Genomic DNA, 19,809 nt, shown 5'->3' with positions numbered 1-19,809 from the left:
TCAGTCCACCTTCACCTTGGCTTGCGTCGCCACGCGTTTCCACTTGACCAGTTCGGCCTGCACGAAGGCGCCAAACTGCTCCGCGTTCAGCGTGCCGGGCGTGGTGCCGCTCTGCGCCAGGTTGGCCTTGGACTCTGCCGTGTTCATGCTTTTCACCGCATCGCGGTTCAGGCGCTCCACCAGCGGCTTGGGCAGGTTGGCCGGGCCGTAGAAGCCGATCCAGGTGGTGGCCTCGTAGCCGGGCACGCCCTGCTCGGCGATGGTGGGCACGTTGGGCAATGCCTCGCTGCGCTTGGCCGATGTCACGCCGATGGCCTTGACCTTGCCGTCCTTCACATACGGCGCCATCGTCATCACATCGTGGAACAGCGCGAGGATCTGGCCGCCGAGCAGGTCCGACAGCGCCGGCGCCGCGCCCTTGTAGGGTATATGCGTCAGCGGCGCATTGGCCATCAGCCGCAACAGTTCGCCCGACATATGCGTGGCGCCGCCGATGCTCGATGAGCCGAACGACAGCCCGTCCTTCTGCGTCTTCGCGTACGCCAGGAATTCCTGCAGGTTCGACACCGGCACGTTGTTGTTCACCACCAGCACGTTGGGCGTGGTCGCCAGCAGCGCGATCGGCGTGAAGTCCTTGGCCGCGTTGTAGGGCAGCTTGGGCCGCACCGCGGGATTGATCACTTGATGCGTGGCGCTGACCAGCAGCGTGTAGCCGTCCGGGCTGGCGCGCGCCACGATCTCGGTGCCGATCTGGCCGCTGGCGCCGGCGCGGTTGTCCACCACAAAGGGCTGCTTGAACTCGGCTTGCATGTCGCGCGCGATGCGGCGCGCCAGCAGGTCGGTCATGCCGCCGGCGGGAAAGGGCACGACGATGGTGACGGGCTTCTGCGGCCATTGCTCCTGCGCCTGCGCGCCTGCGGCGGGCAGCAGCGCGGCGCCAACGGCGAGCGTTGCGGTGAGGATGGCGCCAAGGGTGGGACGGTGCGCAAGTAAAGGTCGGTGATTGGGCAAGGCTGTCTCCATTTATCGTTTGTCTCTGGTTTTTTGGCGCTTTCTCGTCTCAGGGCCGGATGCCGAACTTGCGCACGCCCGGCTCGCGCAGCGGCGCCGCCAGGTTGGCGAACTCGCACAGCAGCGAGCGCGTGTCGCGCGGGTCGATGATGTCTTCCACCACGAAGGCTTCGGCGCTGCGGAACGGCGAGGTAAGGCTGCGCACGCGCTGCTCGATCTCGGCGCGCTTTTGCACGGGGTCGTCGGCGCCTTCTATCTCCGCCTTGTAGGCGACTTCCAGCCCGCCCTCGATCGGCAGCGAGCCCCAGTTGCCGGACGGCCACGCATAGCGGAAGTTGAAGCGCCCCATATGCTGGTGCCCCGCCGCCGCCACGCCATAAGCGCGGCGCAGGATCACGGAGCACCACGGCGTGGTGGCCTGGTACACCGCGGCCAGCGCGCGCACGCCGTAGCGCATGGTGCCGGCCTTCTCGGCTTCCAGGCCGATCTGGAAGCCGGCGATATCGACCATATTGATCACCGGCAGGTGGAAGGCTTCGGCCAGGTCCACGAAGCGGATGAACTTCTCCGCGGTGGGGCCGTCCCAGCCGCCGCCGTAGTGATACGGATCGCTCGCCACCACCGCCACCGGCCAGCCATCCACGCGGGCCAGCCCGGTCACGATGGCGCGGCCCCAGTGGCGGCCCATCTCGAAGAAGGAACCCTGGTCCACCAGCGCCTCGACAATGGGGCGCACCTTGTAGACGGAGCGGCTGTCGCGCGGGATCGCCGACAGCAGCCATTCGTCGCGGCGCGAGGGATCGTCGGTGGGTTCGATGCGCGGCGGCAATTCATGCACCGAGCCCGGCAGGTAGGACAGGAAGCGGCGCGCCCGCGCGAAGGCTTCTTCCTCGCTCGCCACTTCATCATCGACCACGCCGTTGCGCGTATGGATCTGGCTGCCGCCGAGTTCGTTCTTCTCCAGCACCTGGCCGATGCGCGCCACCACCGGCGGGCCGGCGTTGAACAGCTGCGCGGTGCCCTTGACCATCACCGAGTAGTGGCTCGCGGCGACGCGCGCCGCACCCATGCCGGCCACCGAGCCCAGCGCCAGCGACACCACCGGCACCAGCGACATGTTCTCCACCACGTGCTGCCAGACCTTCATGGTGGGGATGTTGGTATAGCCCTTGTTCTCGATATTGCGCACCGAGCCGCCACCGCCGGTGCCATCCACCAGCCGCACCATGGGCAGGCGCAGGTCGTGCGCCATCTTCTCGGCGTGGATCAGCTTCTCTCCGACCGCGCCGTCGTTGGCGCCGCCACGCACGGTGAAGTCGTCGCCCACCAGCACCACCGGGCGGCCGTCCAGCTTGGCGCGACCCATCACCAGGTTGGCGGGCGTGAGGCCCACCAGGCGGCCATTGCTGTCGTACTGGCCGCTGCCGGTGAGCGCGCCCACCTCGCGGAAGGAGCCAGCATCGGCGATCGCGTCGATGCGCTCGCGCACCGTCAGCTTGCCGGCGTCCTTGTGGCGCTTGACCTTGTCGGGGCCGCCGAGCTGAGCGGCGAGTTGCTTGCGATAGGCCAGTTCATCGATTTCGGGCTGCCAGGACACGTCGGTCTCCTTAGTGCTGTCGTTATGTGCGTAGGCTCTCTAAGTGCAGCAAACGTGCCAGGCGCGCCAGCCCTTGATTTCATTGTTCTTTTTATTGCTCGCTGATATTGTGTTCGCGATAAGGACACCAGAGTGTCCACTACGGAGACACGGCATGTCGTCAGCAGCGACACCCGAAGACACTTTCCCCGGCACTGAAGACAGCCTCGGCGTGCTGGTCGCCAGCCACGCGGGAGGCGTACTCGCCAGCCTGGGCCTGGCCGCCGACGCCTCGCTGGCGACCGCCGCACTAGCCGCCACCGCGCAACTCGCCAGTGACGACGATCTCCACCAGGATGCCGGCCGCCTGTTCGAGTGCAGCCTGCCCGGCGCCGGCGGCAAGCCCGCGCGCCGCTTCATCGCCATGCGCCTTCGGGACCGCGCGCGGCAGGTCATCCTGTTGCGCCCGGCTGAGCGCGACGCTGCCCTGTTCGACTTCCTGGGCGCGGTGCCCTTTGCCGGCGCGATCCTCGATCACTTCATCACCAACCCCTACCAGGCCATCACCGTGGCGGACCGCGCCGGCAACATGCGCTTCATCAGCCCGGTGCACGAGAAATTCCTCGGCCTGCGCACCGGTGAGGGCACGGGCCGGCCCGCGGTAGACGTCATTCCCAATTCGCGCCTCGCGCAGGTGGCCGCCAGCGGCAAGGCCGAGATCGGGCAGCTGCAGGAGATGAACGGCGTGACGCGCGTGGTGAACCGCATCCCGATCAGCGCGGGCGGCGAGGTGGTCGGCGCCATCGGCCAGATCCTCTTCAAGGAGCCCGAAGCCATCGGCCGCATGCATCGCGAGATGACGCAACTGCGCTCGCAACTGGCGCAAACACAGCGCGAGCTGGACGCGTTGCGCGAGCAGCAAGCGAGCCCCGGCCCCGGCCTGCTGATCGGCGACAGCGCGCCGATGCAACGCCTGCGCCGCGAGATCGACACCGTGGCACGCCTGGACGTGCCGGTGCTGATCCTCGGCGAAAGCGGCACCGGCAAGGAACTGGTGGCGCGCGCCATCCACGGCGCCAGCCGCGCGGCCGAGGGCAAGCCGCTGGTCAGCCTGAACCTGGCCGCGCTGCCCGCCACGCTGATCGAGTCCGAACTGTTCGGGCATGTGGCCGGCGCCTTCACCGGCAGCCAGCGTGGCGGCCAGGCCGGCAAGCTGGAGCAGGCCGCGGGCGGCACGCTGTTCCTCGACGAAGTCGCCGATATCCCGATGGAGATGCAGGTCAAGCTGCTGCGCGTGCTGGAAGACCATATGGTGGAGCGGCTGGGCAGCCGGCAGGCGCAGCGCGTGGACTTCCGTCTGGTGGCGGCGACCAACCGCGACATCCAGGCGCTGATCGACGGCGGGCGCTTCCGCCTGGACCTGTACTACCGCCTGAGCGGCGTGGTGCTGCGCATTCCCGCGCTGGGCCAGCGGCGCGAGGACATCCCTGCCCTGCTGACCCATTTCGTGCGCGGCTTCTGCGCGCGCAACCAGGTGCCGGTGCCGGAGGTGGCGTCCGAGGTGCCGCGCTATCTGGCCGAGCGGCGGTGGCCGGGCAATGTGCGCCAGCTCAGGCAGAAGATCGAGGAAGCGCTGGTGTTCTGCGATGGCCGCGTGCTGCGCGCGGCGGATTTCGCGCGGGGCGAGGAAAGCGCAGTGGCGTTCAGCGTGAGCGAGCCGGCGTTGCCGTTTGGCGCGGCACTGGACAATGCGTCGGACGACGCCGCGATCGATGTGGGCGCCGCATCGTCGGCGGACCTGCGGGAGGTAGCGTACGAGGCCGTGCTGCAGGCCATCGCACGGCACGGCGGCAACAAGAAGCGCGCGGCGGAGCAACTGCGCATTTCACGCTCGCATCTGTACAAGCTCCTGGAGCGCGGCGCGCGCGGCTGAGCCCGAACGATCGCGCGGCTTACAGAATCTCCCGGATGAACCAGGCATTGAAGCGGTAAAGCGCAATGGATGGAATGACGGCAAACAAGAACAGGCGGATGACTGCGCGCCGGTTCCTATAGAGGTAGAGCGCCATCAGATCCCGCAGCGCATAGCTGGCAGCCAGCACCAGCAGCGGAATGTAGGCCAGGAAGCAAAACAGGAAGATCCAGACAACGGCGCCGCCCTGCATCGCGCGGTCAAGAAATCCGGCGTCGTCCATCCAGTGCGCATCCCCTGCACTGAATGTGACGAGCAGCATCAACAAGGAAGCGATCAGCGTCGGACAACGGAGCATTCAGGCCGGCTCGCTCTCGCCGCCCGGCGCTTCGTCGAGCAGCACGCGCAGCATGCGCTCGGGATTGGCCAGGAAGTCGACGATATCGCGCCGCAGGGTGACGCGGCTGATGAACTGGGACGAGATCATGGGGTTCGCCGGTGGAGGGCACGGCACTATCGTAACGCAGTGCAGCGCCTACAGCACCAGGCGCATGGCGATGCGTTGCCGCAAACCAAGCTGCGCTTCGCGCGCCAGTGCAGCAGCCAGTTCGGGGCACAGATCCGCGTCGCCGAGCCGGCGAAAGCCAAGGCGCGCGTAAAACGGCGCATTCCACGGCAGGTGGCCGAAGGTGGTGAGGTTCAGCGACTGCAAACCCTGCCGGCGCGCGTTGTCCGCTACGGTGTCCACTAGCGCGCGGCCAATGCCGCGGCGGGCATGGGCGGGATGGACGTCCATTTCGTCGAGATACGCATTCTGTGCCTGCACGCTGGCCAGCGCGAAGCCGGCGATTGCGCCATCGCCGGCAATCGCCACCCACAAGCGGCGCTCGCGCTGCGCGCATTGCAGGTCTTCGATGGGGGTGACTTGCTCGCGCAGCGCTGGCGGCAGGTCGGATTCGGGAAATAGCGCTGCGGCCGCGCGTTCGATGGCAGGAAGGACGGGTACGTCTGCAGTGGTGGCGAGGCGGATGACTGGAGATGGCATGGGAGTTTGTGCGGTGGTGGCAAGCTCAGGCTCCGGCCCTCTCCCCCGGCCCCTCTCCCACAAGTGGGAGAGGGGAGCAAACCGGCGGGAATAGAGAGCCTTTCGGTGTAGCCGTGATTTCCGCCCCCAGGCGGAAATCACCCTCGCGCGATGCGAAGCGAGCCGTCAAGGTTTTCATCTCCCGTTATGGGGCGCCTTCTTTGCCTACTTTCTTGGCGAGACAAGAAAGTAGGTCGCCTCCCCGCAGGGGAGGTGAAACTGCCTTTGACTTTAAGCTTTTGACCTTGACGTGGCAGTTAAGCCGTTGCAGTTGAAGTTCAGCCCCCACCCGAACACAATCGCAGTACCCACCGCCGCCCAAACACAACGCCTTTCCCTCCCACCATGCCCACCTTTGAATCCAAACTGGTCCCTCCCGACACCCCAGCCGCGCTAGCAGAAAAACTAGCCACCCTCCCGCGCCCATTGGTCTTCACTAACGGCGTCTTCGACATCCTCCACCGCGGCCACGCCACCTACCTGGCACAAGCCAAGTCCCTGGGCGCCAGCCTGGTAGTGGGCGTGAACAGCGACGCGTCAGTGCGCATGCTCGGCAAGGGCGACGACCGCCCCCTGAACCACGAATCGGATCGCATGGCACTGATCGCAGCGCTGGCCTCGGTGGACCTGGTAGTGATGTTCCGCGAGAAAACGCCGGTCGAGCTGATCCGGCTGGTGCGCCCGGACATCTACGTCAAGGGCGGCGACTACGACATCGATACGCTGGAAGAAACCCGCCTGGTGCGCAGCTGGGGCGGCCAGGCGCATGCCATCGCGTTCCTGCACGACCGTTCCACCACCAAGCTGCTGTCCAAGGTGCGCCAGGGCGCCTGAAAGGCGGCCAAGGCGCGCTCAGCTGCAGGTCAGCAAGTCCTGCGCGCCATAGCGCTGGCGCATCTCGTCCAGCCGCGTGCGCAGTGCCGCGTCGGCGTTGCGCACGCGCAGCCACTGGCGCGTCAGCGGATGCGGCGTATCGGTCAGCACCGCGGTGCGCACGCCGTGCTCGCGCAGGTTGTCGAGGAAATGCTCGGCATGCTCGCGCTCCTGGAACAAGCCCAGCGACACCGTATAGGTTTCCGGCGAGCCGGCGCTGACCACCGACACATCGGTGATATTGCGCCGGCGCAACTCGCCGAGCTTGCGCTGCAGGTTCTCGCGCGAGGCCTGCGGCGGCAGGTGGACCCACCAGCGCGCCTGCTCCTGCCGCTCGAACTGTTCCACGCGCCAGGCGCCGTGCGGTGCGCCAGCCAGCTCATCAGCCACCTTGCGCACCAGCTCCCCGTTGAAGCCACCGATCTCGACACAAGCCATGGCTGGCGCGGCGGCTGGGGTAGCGGCTGGGGTAGCGGCAGTGGTTGTGGCGGCCGCAGCGGCGGGCGTGGATGCCGGGCGCTTGCCGCTAGCCTGCGGCATCTGGCGGAAGCGCTCGGCACGCGTCTGCTGGGCAGCGCGTTCGGGCTCGCGCGCGCTTTCCATCCAGCCGGCCAGCGGCTGTGGGCCGAACGCGCCCAGCACGGCAGCGAGCAGCAGCGCGTTGACCGGGACCAGCAGGATGAAGAGGCTTCGTTGGAACATTGGGGGCGATGCAGGGGTGGGGCGACGGGTGAAGACGGCGATGGGGTGTGAGGCGGCTCAGCCCGCTGTGCCGACCGGGCTTTGCGAGGCCATCACATAGAGGCCGAGCAGCACGAGATTATCGTGCTGCTCGATCGGCATGGAGAGCGCGTTTGCCAGCACATGGCGGGCGCCGCCGGAGAGCAGGCAGCGGACCGGCCCGCGCTCGCACAGCGCGCGCCAAGTGTGCTCCACGGCACCAGCTTGCGCCGCCAGGCAGCCGGCGGCGATGGCGTCGCGGGTGTTGTCGGCCCAGGGCGTGGCCAGCCCGGCATCGCTCACTTCCAGGGACGGCAATTGCGCAGTGTTGCGCGCGAGCGCGCCCAGCATCAGGTCCAGCCCGGGCAGGATCAAACCCCCTTCGAAACGGTCCTGCGCGCTCACCACGTCGAGCGTGGTGGCGGTGCCGGCGGTGACAATCAGCAGCGCGCCTTCGGGGCGGTAACAGCGCGCGCCGATGCTGCCGATCCAGCGGTCCACGCCGAGCTGCGCGGGCTCGCGGTAGCCGTTGACGAGGCCGCCGAAGCGCGGGCCCGAGCGTACCCAGTTCACACCGACGCCGGGGCCGAACCCGCTGTCGAGCGCGGCTTGCAGGCCGGCGGCGATGGCTGCGCCGGCCACGTTGCTGACCCACACCATGGGCTGCGCGCCACTGGCGTGGGCCGCGCGCAGCGACGCCCATTGCGCCACCAACGTGCCCAGTTCGCCATGGGCGACCGCGCCGCCGTGCTGCCAGGGTGTGGGCAACGGGGCCCCGTGCAGCACCGCGCCGGACCAGGCATCGTCGCACCAGGCCCATTTCAGGCGGGTGTTGCCGATATCGATCAGCAGTTGCGGCACACGCGGCATGCCGGCGCTGGCGCCGCTCATGCGTCCGCTCCGTCGTCCGCCGGGCGCAGCGACACTTCGCCGCTGGCAATGCGCTCCAGGCCCGAGGGCGTTTCCAGCAGCAGGTGGCCGTCGCCGTCCACGCCGCGCGCCAGACCTTCGGCCTGCACGCGGCCATCGTGCAGCAGGCGCACAGGCTGATCGCGAAAGGCATCGCGTGCGGACCAGCGGGGCGCCATCGGCGCAAAGCCCTGCGCCAGGAAATCCTCGCGCATCACCGCCAGCCGGTTCAGCACCGCAGCCAGCAGCGTGGTGGGGTCGCAGTCTGGCAGGAATTCGGTCACGCCGGCCAGGCTGCGCCCGAGCGCGGCTTCCATCTGCGCATCGCGCACCAGGTTCAGGCCAATGCCGACCACCGCCCAGACCCGCTGCGGGCCGGCCGGCACCGACTCGATCAGGATGCCGGCCAGCTTGCGGCCGTCGATCTGCAGGTCGTTGGGCCATTTCAGGCCAATGGCGGCGCCAAGGCGCGCGTCGCAGTCGCCCAGCGCCTCGGCCAGCGCCAGCCCTACCGCCAGGCTCAGCCCGCTCAACTGCGAGGGCGCCAGCGGCAAGGGCAGCGCCACCGAGAACGTCAGCCCGGCCTGGCCTTGCCAGGGACGCCCCTGGCGTCCACGCCCGGCGGTCTGCCGGTAGGCCAGGCGCAGCGCGGCGGACTCGGCCCACGGCGCGGTGCGGGCGGCCAGCGTCAGGTCGGCGTTGGTGGAACCGGTCTCGTCGACCACGTCGAGGGCCCAGCCGCGCGCGGCGCCGGTGAGCGCGGCGCGCAGGCGGTCGGTGTCGATGGGCCAGGCTTGCGCGGGAGCGGCGGCCGCAGGGAGCGGATCTGGCGTGGGCAAGGATTTGTCAGCGGACATGCGTTTCGACTATGGACAACACAAAGGGTATAGGCAGATAGGCAGCTACGCATTGTAGCCGTGTGAATCCCAGGCCGAGGCGCTCCGGACGCCCGCTGACGCCGCGGGTGGCATAGAATCGGGACTTGCCCATCACTTCTCCCCCTCCTTTGGAAAGCCCAACCACGCCAGCCATAGAAGTGACGCGCGCGGAAGGAGCGCAAACCGTGCAACTGCGCGGCGACTGGACAGCGCTTGCGCTCTCCGATTGCCACCGTGCGCGCGCACTGCGCAACGAGCTGCACAAGATCGACGCGCACGCGCACTGGTCGCTGGCGCGCCTCGCCCGGCTCGATCACATCGGCGCGCAGCTGATGTGGCAGGCCTGGGGCGGCAAGCTGCCCGAGAAGCTGGAAGCCAATGAAGCCCAGCGCCGCGTCTTTACCCGTATCGCCGGGCTGCGCCGCGAGAACTGGAAAAAGCATATGGTGGACCGGTTCAATCCGGTGACCCTGTTCGGCGCCTCGATCCTGTCGATGTTCGCGCAGCTCGGCAATGGCGTGACCATGCTGGGCCAGCTGGCCTTCGACCTGCTGCGCCTGGCGCGCGCGCCGCAGCGCGGCCCCTGGCGCGAGATCTCCGCCAATATCTACAACGTCGGCTACAAGGCACTCGGCATCACGGCGCTGGTCGGCTTTTTGATCGGCATCGTGCTGTCGTACCTGTCGGCCAACCAGCTGCGCACCTTCGGCGCGAGCATCTTTATCGTCAACATCCTCGGCATGGCGGTGATCCGCGAGCTGGGCCCGGTGCTGGCGGCCATCCTGATCGCCGGGCGCTCGGGTTCGGCCATCACCGCGCAGATCGGCGTGATGCGGGTCACCGAGGAGCTCGACGCGATGCGCGTGATGGGCATCTCGCACGGCTTCCGGCTGATCATGCCGCGCGTGATCGCGCTGGCCATCGCCATGCCGCTGCTGGTGGCGTGGACCGACGTGCTGGCGCTGACCGGCGGCATGCTGGCCGCCCACTTCCAGCTGGACATCAGCGTGGCTTTCTTCCTGCGCACGCTGCCCGATGCGGTGCCGGTGGCCAACCTGTGGATGGGGCTGGGCAAGGGCGTGGTGTTCGGCATCCTGATCGCGCTCACCGCCTGCCACTTCGGCTTGCGCATCGAGCCCAACACGCGCAGCCTGGGCGAAGGCACCACCGCCTCGGTGGTGACCTCGATCACCGTGGTGATCGTGGCCGATGCCATCTTCGCCATCCTGTTCAAGGACATCGGCTTATGACCAACTTCGCTCCTGCCACCGCCACCGACGCGCCTCCCGCCGGCGCCGTGCAGCACGCCCCGCGCACCACCGTGATCGAGGTGCGCGACCTGGTCAAGCGCTTTGGCGAGGCGGTGGTGCACGACCACCTCAACCTCGACGTGTACCGGGGCGAAGTGCTGTCCATCGTGGGCGGCTCGGGCAGCGGCAAGACCGTGCTGCTGCGCCAGATCGTGGGGCTGGAGCGGCCCACCTCGGGCACCATCCGTGTGTTCGGCGAGGACCTGACCGAGCTCGACACGGCGCGGCTGCAAGCCCTGCGCAACCGCTGGGGCCTGCAGTTCCAGCGCGGCGCGCTGTTTTCCGCGCTGTCTGTGATCGACAACATCGCGCTGCCGCTGCGTGAACTTCGCACCCTGCCCGACGATCTCATCTGCGCGGCGTCGCTGCTCAAGCTGCAACTGGTGGGGCTGTCGGCGCGGGACGCGGACAAGATGCCGTCCGACCTGTCCGGCGGCATGATCAAGCGCGTGGCGCTGGCGCGAGCCCTGGCCCTGGAGCCCGAGCTGGTGTTCCTGGACGAGCCCACCGCCGGGCTGGACCCGATGGCCTCGGACGACTACGTGGCGCTGATCCGCGAACTACGCCGCGAGCTGGGCCTGACCGTGGTGATGGTGACCCACGACCTCGACACCCTGGTGGCGCTGTCGGATCGCGTCGCGGTGCTGGCGGACCACAAGGTATTAGCCGCGCTGCCGATCCGGGAACTGGTGCATATCGATCACCCGTTCATCCACGAGTATTTCCTGGGCGAGCGCGGGCAGCGCGCCATGCAGGCGCTCCCGGCCTTGCCGGACGCTACACGCGCGGCAACGCATGCGGCAACACCCGCAGGCCCGCAATCTGGAGAAGCATGATGGAAAACAAGTCAAACGCCTTCCTGGCCGGCGTGTTTACGATCGGACTCGCCATCCTGGTGCTGTTCTCGATCTTCTGGTTCAGCAGCGACCACGCGGTGCGCGTGCCGTATGACCTGATCACCCGCTCCACCGTCAACGGGCTGGGACCGCAGGCCGACGTCAAGTACCGCGGCCTGGAGGTGGGCAAGGTGGTGTCGATCCGCTTCGATCCCACCGTGCCGGGCCAGATCATCGTGCGCATCAGCGTCAACCAGGACACTCCGATCACCCATACCACCTATGCCACGCTCGGCTTCCAGGGCGTGACCGGGATCGGCTACGTGCAGCTCGACGACACCACCGCGCAGGAAGGCGGCACGCCGTCGCCGCACCTGGCCACCTCCTCCAAGTCGGTGGCGCGCATCATCATGCGGGCCGGCTTCTTCGAAGAGCTGGAAAAGCGCGGTGACACCTTGCTCTCGCAACTGGAGACGATCATGGGCTCGCTCACTGATATGTTCCAGACCGACAACCGGCGCGACCTGATGGAGGCGATCCGCTCGGTGCACAAGACCGCCGACGACTACTCGCAACTGGCCAGCTCGATCGCGCCGGCCGTGCGCCAATTGCCGCAGGTGACCGAAAACCTGAACGCCACACTGGCCTCCACGCGGCGCCTCACCCAGGAACTGGCAAGCCCGGACGGCACCGTGATGCGCACCGTCGACCGCGTCGGGCGCGACCTGCAAGGCGCCGCCGATTCCGTACAGTCGGCCGCCGGTGGCGTCTCGCAAGACACGCTGCCGCAGATCAACGGACTCGCGCGCGATGCGCGCCAGACCGTGCGCAGCATCGACCGCGCCGCCAGCCAGTTCAACGACAGCCCGCGCAGCGTGCTGTTTGGCGGCCCCGCCGCCATGCCGGGCCCGGGCGAACCTGGCTTCCAGGCTCGCTGACACGCAGTGCACGCCGTGATGCCGCGCACGCACGCACTCGCCGCGCTCGCGCCATGCCTGGCTCGCCAGGCGGGCGCGGCGAACCCTTCGAGCAAACCAAGGCAAACCATGATGCGCAATGCCCAAGATCGGCCGGACGTGACCGGCACCGCCGGCACCGTCGGCACCTTCGCCCTGCCGCGCCGGCTGGCCGCCGGCGTCGCGCTGGCCTGCCTGCTGCTGGGCGGCTGCGCCCTGACGCCTTCCACGCCCACCGTCACCTATGACCTCGGCCCGCCCGCCGGCGCAGCGCCCGACGCCGTGCACCTGCCCAAGATGCGCGTGGCGCAGACCGACGGCCCCACCTGGCTGGACGGCAACGCGCTCTACTACCGCCTGCACTACGCCCAGGCGGAACGCCTGCAGCCCTATGCCACGCAGCGCTGGGTGATGTCGCCGGTGCGCCTGTTCGACGACCGCCTGCGCGAAGCCGTGGCCTCGCGCGGCGCACTGACCTGGTTCGGCGACACCGCCGCGCCGGCGCTCAAGATCGACGTGCTGGAGTTCGAGCAGGTGTTCGATAGCGCCAGCGCCAGCCGCGGCGTGATCCGGGTGCGTGCCACGGTGTTTCGCAACGGGCTGATCGGGCAGAAGACCTTCGTGGTGGCGCAGCCCGCCGCCACGGCCGACGGCGCCGGCGGCGTCAGGGCACTGGCCACCGGCAGCGATGCCGCCATTGCGGCGATCCTGGACTGGGTGGCTACGCTGCCGCTGCAGTAAGCGGGTCGCGCATGGCATTGGCTCCCGCGCCGCTCGTCCCGCCACCGCCGCGCCATTCGCCGCTGGCGCGGGTGGGGCTGCTTTGCTTTACCCTGCTGGTGGTCTATGGCAGCCTGTACCCGTTCACGGGCTGGACCGACAACGGCATCTCTGCGCTGGCCTTCCTCACCGCGCCCAAGCCCCGCTACCTGACCGGGTTCGATCTCATCACCAATGTGCTGGGCTACTGCCCGCTTGGCGCGCTGGTGGTGCTGTCCCTGCACCCGCGCATCTCCGGCGTGCGCGCCGTGCTGCTGGCGCTGGTGGCGGGCACGCTGCTGTCGGGCACCATGGAAGCGCTGCAGACCTGGCTGCCCAACCGCGTCTCGTCCAATATCGACCTGATGACCAATGCGCTGGGTGCTCTGCTGGGCGCCGCCGCGGTGGCGCCCTTCTCGGCCGCGCTGATCGATCGCGGCTCGCTGCGCCAGTTGCGCATGGCGTGGTTCGAGCCGCACGCCAGCTTTGCCATCATCCTGATCCTGCTGTGGCCGTTCGCGCAGATCTTCCCGCAGGATCACCTGTTCGGCATGGGCGCGATCGTGCGCGAGTGGCTGACCGACCCCGACTCCTGGCCCGTGCAGTGGTTGCAAGGCGTATTCCCGGGGCTGCCCGACCTGATTGAAAACATCAGCCTGTTGCGGCCGGAAGACGTGCAAGGGCAGCAATTGCTGGAGTCACTCGTTACCGGATGCGGCTGGGTGGGCACCGGGCTGTTCGCCTCGATCGCCATGCGCAGGCAGGCGCCGATGCTGCGCATCCTGGCGGCCTTGCTGGCCAGCGCGCTGCTGCTCAAGGCGGTGGTGGCCGAGATGCAGTTCCCGGACGACAACGCCTTCAACTGGCTGTCCGAAGGCGGCCGCTTTGCCCTGCTCACGGGCTCGCTGGCGCTGGTTTTGCTGCTGCGGCTGCCGCGCTGGCTGCGCGGCGCGCTGGCGCTCGCCACGCTGATGCTGCTGGTGATGCTGTCCAACCTGCTGCCCGCCAATCCGTATTCCTGGATCTCGGAGCAAGGCTGGCGCCTAGGCCGCTTCATCCACTTCAACAGCCTGTCGCAATGGCTGGGGTGGATGTGGCCGTTCGTGGCGCTGTTCTACCTGATCTGGCGCTTCGAGCAATTCCAGCTGGATCGCCGCAGCGTGCGGCGCGCGCGGCGCAAGGCGAAGCGGCTGGCGGCGGCTCGCGCAACCGATGGCGACGTCGGCGGCGATGGCGGCGATGGCGGCGATGGCCATGGCGATGGCAACCATCGCGAGGATGCCCCGCCGCCAGGCGCCTGAACGGCGCCTCAGTGCGTCTGGCCGCCCTGCTCGCGGATATCGTCCTGCGTCGACAGCGCGGTCTCCACTGCGCAGCGGATACCGTCGATCATCGTGGCCAGCGCCAGGCTGGGCTGGCCCGGATGCCGCACGGCCTGCTCCGGCAGATAGGGAATGTGGATGAAGCCGCCCCGCACCCCCGCAGGTACGCTCTGTGTCGCCAGCAAGTGCATCAGGCCGTAGAACACGTGGTTGCAGACGAAGGTGCCGGCGGTCTGCGACACCGAGGCCGGCACGCCGGCCGTGCGCATGCGGCGCACGATGGCCTTGATCGGCAGGCTGGAAAAATATGCCGCGGGTCCGTACTCGGCAATGCGGGCATCGATGGGCTGCGCGCCGGCGTTGTCGGCAATGCGCGCGTCGTCCACGTTGATCGCCACGCGCTCCACCGACATCTCCGGACGCCCGCCCGCCAGCCCCACCGCGATCACCAGCACGGGCTGCAGCGCATCGAGCAGGTCCGCCATGGCGTCGTTGGCCGCGCCGAACACGCATGGCAACTGGCGCGCGACGATCACGGCCGCGTCGGCGCCATCGGGCGTGCCGCCGATGCGCTCGCCGTCGAGCGCGCGCACGACCTCCCAGGATGGATTGATGGATTCGCTCTCGAACGGCTCGAAGCCGGTCAGCAGCACGGTACGCATGGCAGGAACTCCCGGCCCGCGGCCCGGGTTGCCCGGGTGCGGAGCCATGACCAACGATTGATACTAGCGCTTACATCAGGAAATACAGCAGCACGATATTGGCCACCAGGATCATCAGCGCGGTTGGCACCTGCGTCCGGATCACGGCGTTCTTGTCGTCGAGTTCCAGCAGCGCGGCCGGCACGATGTTGAAGTTGGCCGCCATCGGCGTCATCAGCGTGCCGCAGTAGCCGGAGAACATGCCGATAGCCGCCATCACCGCCGGGTTGCCGTGGAACATGTTCACGAGGATGGGCACGCCAATGCCGCCGGTCATCACCGGGAAGGCGGCAAAGCCGTTGCCCATGATCACGGTAAAGAGCGCCATGCCCACGCAGTACACCACCACGGCCACGAGCTTGTAGTCCATGTTGATATAGGCCGTGGTCAGGTGCGCCACCGCCTTGCCCACGCCGGCATCGGCGAAAACCAGGCCGAGCATGGCCAGCATCTGCGGCAGCACCAGCGCCCAGCCGAGCGACTCGGTCAGCCGGCGCGATTCGCGCACGCCCTGCACCACCGTGTCGCGGGTGAGCCAGCACGCCACGCCCAGCGCAACCAGGCAACCGATGCCCAGCGAAACGAAGGTGACGTTCTTGGGATCGAGCAGCGCCAGGCCGGCGACCTTCACGTCCTTGAACAGCAGCGTGCCGATCACGGTCACCAGCGGAATCAGCAACGCCGGGATAAACAGCTTGTTGCCAAGCCGCTTGGCCGAAGCGCGGCGCTCAGCCTCGGGCAGCGTGCCGTGCTTGCCGTGGCCAACGCCGCCAAAGCCCGCGACCAGCGCCATCACCACGGCGCCGATGCCGACGATGGCCGGCGGCAGCTTGTCGCCGATCAGGAAAACCAGCGCGTACAGCGCCCAGAACAAACCCGTGCTGAGGCGGCGCGGATGGTCGCGGTCGGCGAAGGTCATCAACGCGGTGATGGCCAGCACCAGGCCGGCGAGCCAGTAGAGATAGTCGATGGAAATGATCATGGCTTACTCCCCGCTCTTGGCCGTGGCGGCAGCGCCGGGCGTTGCGGCAGACTTGCCGCGCATTTCGCGTTCCAGCCACATGTCCAGGCGCTTGAGGCGCACGGCGTGGATCAGGAAGGCGCAGATCGCGGTGGGGATGCCCCACACGGCGATATGCAGCGGTTCCACGTCGATGTTGGACGATAGCAAGAAGGTGTGCATCAGCGCGATGGCGCCGAAGGCCACGAAGATGTCTTCGCCGAAGAACAGGCCGACGTTGTCGGTGGCCGCGCAGAAGGCCAGCACGCGCTGGCGGATCGGCTCGGGCAGCTTGCCGAAGCGGGTCTCGGCCGCGCCTTCGGCCATCGGGGCCAGCAGCGGACGCACCATCTGCGGATGGCCGCCGAGGCTGGTCAGGCCCACCGCGGCGGTGAGTTCGCGCACGCCGAGGTAGACGATCAGCAGGCGCCCGACGGTGGCCGACGCGATGCGCGAGATCCACGCCTGCGCATGCTCGCGCAGCCCGTGGCGCTCGAGCAGGCCGATCACCGCCAGCGGCAGCAGGATGATCAGCGGCAGGTTGCGCGTCTTGACGAAGGCGGTGCCGATCGCCGTGAAGATCTGCATGACCGGCATGGCTGCCGCCAGCCCGGTGGCGATGGCGGCAAGCGCCACCACCATCATGGGATTGAAGCGCAACACGAAGCCGAGGATGATGATGCCGACCCCAACTAGGGGCCAGAGGTTGACTGCCTGTTCCATGAGAGACACCAATAGAGTGTGATGGAGGCGAGTGCCCTGCGTCGCCTCATGCTGCTCGACGTCGCGCGGGGCACAGTGAAAGCCGGATGCTCGGGGGCGCGTGCGTTAGGTGTGGCGTGCCCCTCAGACTCCGGCGCGGATTGCGATGCCTTCGGCGCCGAGCCGCTCGCGGATGCGGCGCGCAAAGGCAAGCGCGTGTGCGCCGTCGCCGTGCAGACACACGGTTTCGGCGCGAATCGGTACATAGGTGCCGTCGATGGCGCGCACGCGCTGCTCGCGCACCATCTGCAGCGTCTGGCCCAAGGCCACGTCCTCGTCCTCGTGCAGCGCCCCGGGCGTGCCGCGCTTGACCAGCGAGCCGTCGGGGTTGTAGCCACGGTCGGCAAAGACTTCCTCCTTCACCTTGAGCCCGGCTTCGCGCGCCACCTTCACCATGACGCTGCCGGCCAGGCCGAAGAAGACCAGGTCGGAGTCGAAGTCGCGCACCGCGCGCACGATGGCGTCGGCCAGCTTGGGATCCTTGGCGGCCTGGTTGTAGAGCGCGCCGTGCGCCTTCACGTGAGCCAGTTGCCCGCCTTGCGCGCGCACCAGCGCCGCCAGCGCGCCGATCTGGTAGAGCGTGTTCGCGTACACCACCTCGGGATCCAGCTGCATCTCGGTGCGGCCAAAGTTCTCGCGGTCGGGATAGCTCGGATGCGCGCCGATGGCGACGCCCCGCTCCAGCGCCCACTTCACGGTTTGCAGCATGGTGGCGGCGTCGCCGGCGTGCCAGCCGCAGGCCACGTTGGCGGAGCTGATCAGCCCCAGCAATTCGCGGTCGTTGCCGCAGCCTTCGCCGAGGTCGGCGTTCAGGTCGATATGCATTGCATTGCTCCTCACCGGTCTTGCGGCTTGTGTTGAGGTTTGGGGGTTGCTTTGGGGGTTGCTGCCGTTGCTCGTGTGGCCGCTCAGGCCACGGCCGCGCGGGTACGCGTGCGCCGCCGCGAGGCGATCGCCATGCCGTTGCCCTGCCACTGCAGCGCCTGGTCCAGTTGCTGCAGGTAGCGATCCAGCTCGGCCTGCGCGGCGGCGGCCTCGTCCAGCGTGACGCGCACGAAGCGCACCGGTGCGCCGAGTGGCACCTGCGCCAGCCGCCACAGGTCGGCGCCGATCACCACGCCGATCTTGGGATAGCCGCCGGTGGTCTGCGCATCGGCCATCAGCACGATGGGCTGGCCGGCCGGCGGCACCTGCACCACGCCCGGCAGCACGCCGTGCGAGAGCAGGTCGGCGGCGCGCTCGGGCTGGCGCGCAAGGGCCGGGCCTTGCAGGCGCAAGCCCATGCGGTTGCTGTTGGGCGTGACGATCCAGTCGGACTGCCACAGCGCTTCGCGCGCGGCGGCATCGAAATCCTCGTATTCGATGGCGGGCAACATGCGGATCGGCATCGCGTCGCCGAGCTTTTTCACCGGCAGCGCCCAGGCCGGCGCCTGCACGCCCAGCCAGTCGCTGTCCTCGGCCACGCCGGGCCGGCCCGCGTCGAGGCGGTCGCCTTCACGCAGCGCGCGGCCACCGAGGCCGCCAAAGCCGGCCTTGAGGTCGGTGCTGCGCGAGCCCATCACCGGCTCCACTTTGATGCCGCCCGCCACGCTCAGATAGGTACGGGTGCCGCCCTGCGCCGCCGACAGCGTCAGCGTTTCGCCGCGGCGCACGTCGAAGGCATGCCACGACCACACCGGCACGCCGTCCAGGTTGGCCCTGCATTCGGCGCCGGTCAGCGCGACGCGCATGTCGGCATGGAAGCGCACGGCGGCGCGGCCCAGCGTGAATTCGATGGCGGCAGCTCCCGCCGGATTGCCGAGCAGGCGGTTGCCGATGGTGAGCGCGACGGTGTCGAGCGCGCCTGCGGTGCCCACGCCAAAGCGGCGAAAGCCGGGACGGCCATGGTCCTGGACCGAGGCGAGTGCGCCGGGTCGGGTGATTTCGATCATGGCAGCAGCGCCTCGACGACAAAGCGCACGGTATCCCCGGGCGCAAACAGGGAGGGCGGATCGCGATCGGCCAGGAAGAGTTGGCTGGCGGTGTGCCCGATCAATTGCCAGCCGCCGGGCGCGGCAGCCGGGTAGATGCCGGTCTGCTCACCGCCGATGCCGACCGAGCCGGCGGGCACGGACAGCCGGGGCTCGCGCCGGCGCGGCGTGGCCAGCGCCGGGTCCAGGCCGCCCATATAGGCAAAGCCAGGCTGGAAGCCGAGGAAGTAGACGACGTACTCGCCCGCGCTGTGGCGGCGTACCACTTCCTGCGCTGTGAGGCCGGTATGCGCCGCGACTTCGGCCAGGTCGGGGCCATGCTCGCCGCCGTAGCGCACCGGGATCTCGACCAGCTTGCCGGTGGCGGCACGCGCTTCGCCTGAAGCCCAGGCGAGCTTCAGGTTGCGTTCCAGCGCTTCGGGATCGGCTTCGCGGTCGAACACCACGGTGAGATTGTTCATGCCCGGCACCGCATCGACCACGCCGCGCCACTCTGCCGCACGCTGAGCCATGGCCCAGATACGTCGCTGTACATCTAGCGAGGCCGGCGGTGGCACGCTGCACAGCAGTGCTTGCTCGGCGAGGCGGTGAACGGAACATCGGGTCATGGGCGGCACCAGCGGGGGGACCTGTCTTGCAGTGTAGGCGGGCGCGCTGTACTAGTCAGGCGCGGTGCCGGCTGCGACCGGTTCGGGAGTGAGATCTCTATTTCATCGACAATTTATCGATAAATTCATAATAACCAAACAAGAAGATGCTGTGGCTAGGTGTTGACCCTAGGCGTTGCGGGCCACGTCTTCATGCGGGATGGCGCTGGCGCACCACCCCGGTGCAGGCGCGGGAAGCAACGTTTGCATCCGGTGCAGTAGCGCTAGGGAGGGCTCCCGCGATGCGCGTGGCCGGCGCGATTCTGGTGCGCGCGGGGTCGCCGGCGCCGAAGTGCGGGGGAGAAAAAAATCGGGGAAAAATGTGAGGCCGTGGCGTGCATGCAACGCCAGGTGCCGCAGGCAAAAAACGGTGGATACCTGCCCAGACTCCTGACCGACCGCATTGAACGGAGCCGATGGATGGGCCAACGCAGCCGCTATGACGACGGCTGTCGCTCCCTCTCCCCTCAGGGGGAGAGGGCTGGGAAGAGGGGTGGCTTAGTCAATATGACTCCCCTGGGGCAAAGAGGGCTGGCCCGCCGCGAGGAATCAAACGCGGGTTAGCATGACTGCCAGAGCCGCA

The 19,809-nt window shown here is 68.4% G+C and carries 21 protein-coding genes; 7 read left to right on the top strand and 14 right to left on the bottom strand.

Annotation, left to right across the window (positions count from 1 at the left end):
* Together ACYP5B_RS40910 and ACYP5B_RS40905 are read right to left on the bottom strand one after the other, a co-directional pair.
* Window positions 1-1,011: a tripartite tricarboxylate transporter substrate binding protein gene (locus tag ACYP5B_RS40910; RefSeq protein WP_459573441.1), complete on the bottom strand. Its 1,011-nt coding sequence runs from the start codon at window positions 1,009-1,011 to the stop codon at window positions 1-3.
* 49 nt (window positions 1,012-1,060) lie between these two features.
* Window positions 1,061-2,608, bottom strand: coding sequence for an acyl-CoA carboxylase subunit beta (locus tag ACYP5B_RS40905; protein WP_400091331.1), 1,548 nt, complete (start codon window positions 2,606-2,608; stop codon window positions 1,061-1,063).
* 154 nt (window positions 2,609-2,762) lie between these two features.
* Here ACYP5B_RS40905 and ACYP5B_RS40900 point away from each other — a divergent pair, with 154 nt between their 5' ends.
* The gene (locus ACYP5B_RS40900; RefSeq protein WP_459573440.1) at window positions 2,763-4,520 is read left to right on the top strand and encodes a sigma-54 interaction domain-containing protein; all 1,758 of its coding nucleotides are present in this window, start codon (window positions 2,763-2,765) and stop codon (window positions 4,518-4,520) included.
* Between the two features lie 19 nt (window positions 4,521-4,539).
* Here the strand turns inward: ACYP5B_RS40900 and ACYP5B_RS40895 are convergent, their stop codons facing one another.
* Genes ACYP5B_RS40895 through ACYP5B_RS40885 form a run of 3 tightly spaced genes read right to left on the bottom strand, consistent with a single transcriptional unit; the run spans window position 4,540 to window position 5,544 of the window.
* Window positions 4,540-4,824, bottom strand: a complete 285-nt coding sequence (locus ACYP5B_RS40895; protein WP_459573439.1) for a hypothetical protein — start codon at window positions 4,822-4,824, stop codon at window positions 4,540-4,542.
* 33 nt (window positions 4,825-4,857) lie between these two features.
* Window positions 4,858-4,986, bottom strand: coding sequence for a hypothetical protein (locus tag ACYP5B_RS40890; protein ID WP_318234675.1), 129 nt, complete (start codon window positions 4,984-4,986; stop codon window positions 4,858-4,860).
* A 48-nt stretch (window positions 4,987-5,034) separates the two neighbouring features.
* Entirely contained in the window at window positions 5,035-5,544 is a 510-nt protein-coding gene (locus ACYP5B_RS40885) for a GNAT family N-acetyltransferase (RefSeq protein WP_459573438.1), read from the bottom strand.
* Window positions 5,545-5,928: 384 nt separating this feature from the next.
* On the opposite strand from ACYP5B_RS40885, the gene rfaE2 reads away from it, so the two are divergent.
* Window positions 5,929-6,417, top strand: coding sequence for a D-glycero-beta-D-manno-heptose 1-phosphate adenylyltransferase (rfaE2, locus tag ACYP5B_RS40880; RefSeq protein WP_400100226.1), 489 nt, complete (start codon window positions 5,929-5,931; stop codon window positions 6,415-6,417).
* 18 nt (window positions 6,418-6,435) lie between these two features.
* Here rfaE2 and ACYP5B_RS40875 read toward each other — a convergent pair whose 3' ends face one another.
* The 3 genes from ACYP5B_RS40875 to ACYP5B_RS40865 are packed head-to-tail and all read right to left on the bottom strand — an operon-like array spanning window position 6,436 to window position 8,942.
* Window positions 6,436-7,158 (bottom strand): SPOR domain-containing protein, encoded by a 723-nt coding sequence (locus ACYP5B_RS40875; protein ID WP_459573437.1) that lies wholly within the window; start codon window positions 7,156-7,158, stop codon window positions 6,436-6,438.
* Between the two features lie 57 nt (window positions 7,159-7,215).
* On the bottom strand, window positions 7,216-8,067 hold the full coding sequence (locus ACYP5B_RS40870; protein ID WP_459573436.1) for a type III pantothenate kinase: 852 nt from the start codon (window positions 8,065-8,067) through the stop codon (window positions 7,216-7,218).
* Complete coding sequence (locus ACYP5B_RS40865) at window positions 8,064-8,942, bottom strand: biotin--[acetyl-CoA-carboxylase] ligase (RefSeq protein WP_459573435.1); 879 nt, start codon at window positions 8,940-8,942, stop codon at window positions 8,064-8,066. Before ACYP5B_RS40865 ends, ACYP5B_RS40870 begins: the two co-directional genes overlap by 4 nt.
* A 149-nt stretch (window positions 8,943-9,091) precedes the next feature.
* On the opposite strand from ACYP5B_RS40865, the gene ACYP5B_RS40860 reads away from it, so the two are divergent.
* The 5 genes from ACYP5B_RS40860 to ACYP5B_RS40840 all read left to right on the top strand — a co-directional run bounded on the left by ACYP5B_RS40860 (window position 9,092) and on the right by ACYP5B_RS40840 (window position 14,125).
* Entirely contained in the window at window positions 9,092-10,213 is a 1,122-nt protein-coding gene (locus tag ACYP5B_RS40860) for an MlaE family ABC transporter permease (protein WP_440938345.1), read from the top strand.
* Window positions 10,210-11,109 (top strand): ABC transporter ATP-binding protein, encoded by a 900-nt coding sequence (locus ACYP5B_RS40855; protein ID WP_400100218.1) that lies wholly within the window; start codon window positions 10,210-10,212, stop codon window positions 11,107-11,109. Before ACYP5B_RS40860 ends, ACYP5B_RS40855 begins: the two co-directional genes overlap by 4 nt.
* Complete coding sequence (locus ACYP5B_RS40850; RefSeq protein ID WP_459573434.1) at window positions 11,106-12,047, top strand: MlaD family protein; 942 nt, start codon at window positions 11,106-11,108, stop codon at window positions 12,045-12,047. Before ACYP5B_RS40855 ends, ACYP5B_RS40850 begins: the two co-directional genes overlap by 4 nt.
* Window positions 12,048-12,155: 108 nt before the next feature.
* Complete coding sequence (locus ACYP5B_RS40845; protein WP_459573433.1) at window positions 12,156-12,806, top strand: ABC-type transport auxiliary lipoprotein family protein; 651 nt, start codon at window positions 12,156-12,158, stop codon at window positions 12,804-12,806.
* An 11-nt stretch (window positions 12,807-12,817) separates the two neighbouring features.
* The gene (locus ACYP5B_RS40840; protein ID WP_400100214.1) at window positions 12,818-14,125 is read left to right on the top strand and encodes a VanZ family protein; all 1,308 of its coding nucleotides are present in this window, start codon (window positions 12,818-12,820) and stop codon (window positions 14,123-14,125) included.
* An 8-nt stretch (window positions 14,126-14,133) separates the two neighbouring features.
* Here ACYP5B_RS40840 and pcp read toward each other — a convergent pair whose 3' ends face one another.
* The 6 genes from pcp to pxpB all read right to left on the bottom strand — a co-directional run bounded on the left by pcp (window position 14,134) and on the right by pxpB (window position 19,187).
* Window positions 14,134-14,808, bottom strand: a complete 675-nt coding sequence (gene pcp, locus ACYP5B_RS40835; protein WP_318237661.1) for a pyroglutamyl-peptidase I — start codon at window positions 14,806-14,808, stop codon at window positions 14,134-14,136.
* A gap of 70 nt (window positions 14,809-14,878) precedes the next feature.
* Window positions 14,879-15,829, bottom strand: a complete 951-nt coding sequence (locus tag ACYP5B_RS40830) for a DUF979 domain-containing protein (protein ID WP_459573432.1) — start codon at window positions 15,827-15,829, stop codon at window positions 14,879-14,881.
* A gap of 3 nt (window positions 15,830-15,832) precedes the next feature.
* Window positions 15,833-16,570 (bottom strand): DUF969 domain-containing protein, encoded by a 738-nt coding sequence (locus ACYP5B_RS40825; protein ID WP_267605062.1) that lies wholly within the window; start codon window positions 16,568-16,570, stop codon window positions 15,833-15,835.
* Between the two features lie 123 nt (window positions 16,571-16,693).
* Window positions 16,694-17,434: a 5-oxoprolinase subunit PxpA gene (gene pxpA / locus ACYP5B_RS40820; protein ID WP_267605061.1), complete on the bottom strand. Its 741-nt coding sequence runs from the start codon at window positions 17,432-17,434 to the stop codon at window positions 16,694-16,696.
* 83 nt (window positions 17,435-17,517) lie between these two features.
* On the bottom strand, window positions 17,518-18,540 hold the full coding sequence (locus ACYP5B_RS40815) for a 5-oxoprolinase subunit C family protein (RefSeq protein WP_459573431.1): 1,023 nt from the start codon (window positions 18,538-18,540) through the stop codon (window positions 17,518-17,520).
* A complete protein-coding gene (gene pxpB / locus ACYP5B_RS40810) occupies window positions 18,537-19,187 on the bottom strand; it encodes a 5-oxoprolinase subunit PxpB (protein ID WP_267605059.1) in 651 nt (216 codons plus the stop codon). The genes ACYP5B_RS40815 and pxpB overlap by 4 nt, the downstream gene beginning before the upstream one ends.
* Window positions 19,188-19,809 lie beyond the last annotated feature (622 nt).

Source organism: Cupriavidus sp. 8B, from assembly GCF_054589115.1.
The sequence above is the reverse complement of the archived record's forward strand: the minus strand, read 5'-3'. Positions and strand labels throughout refer to the sequence as shown.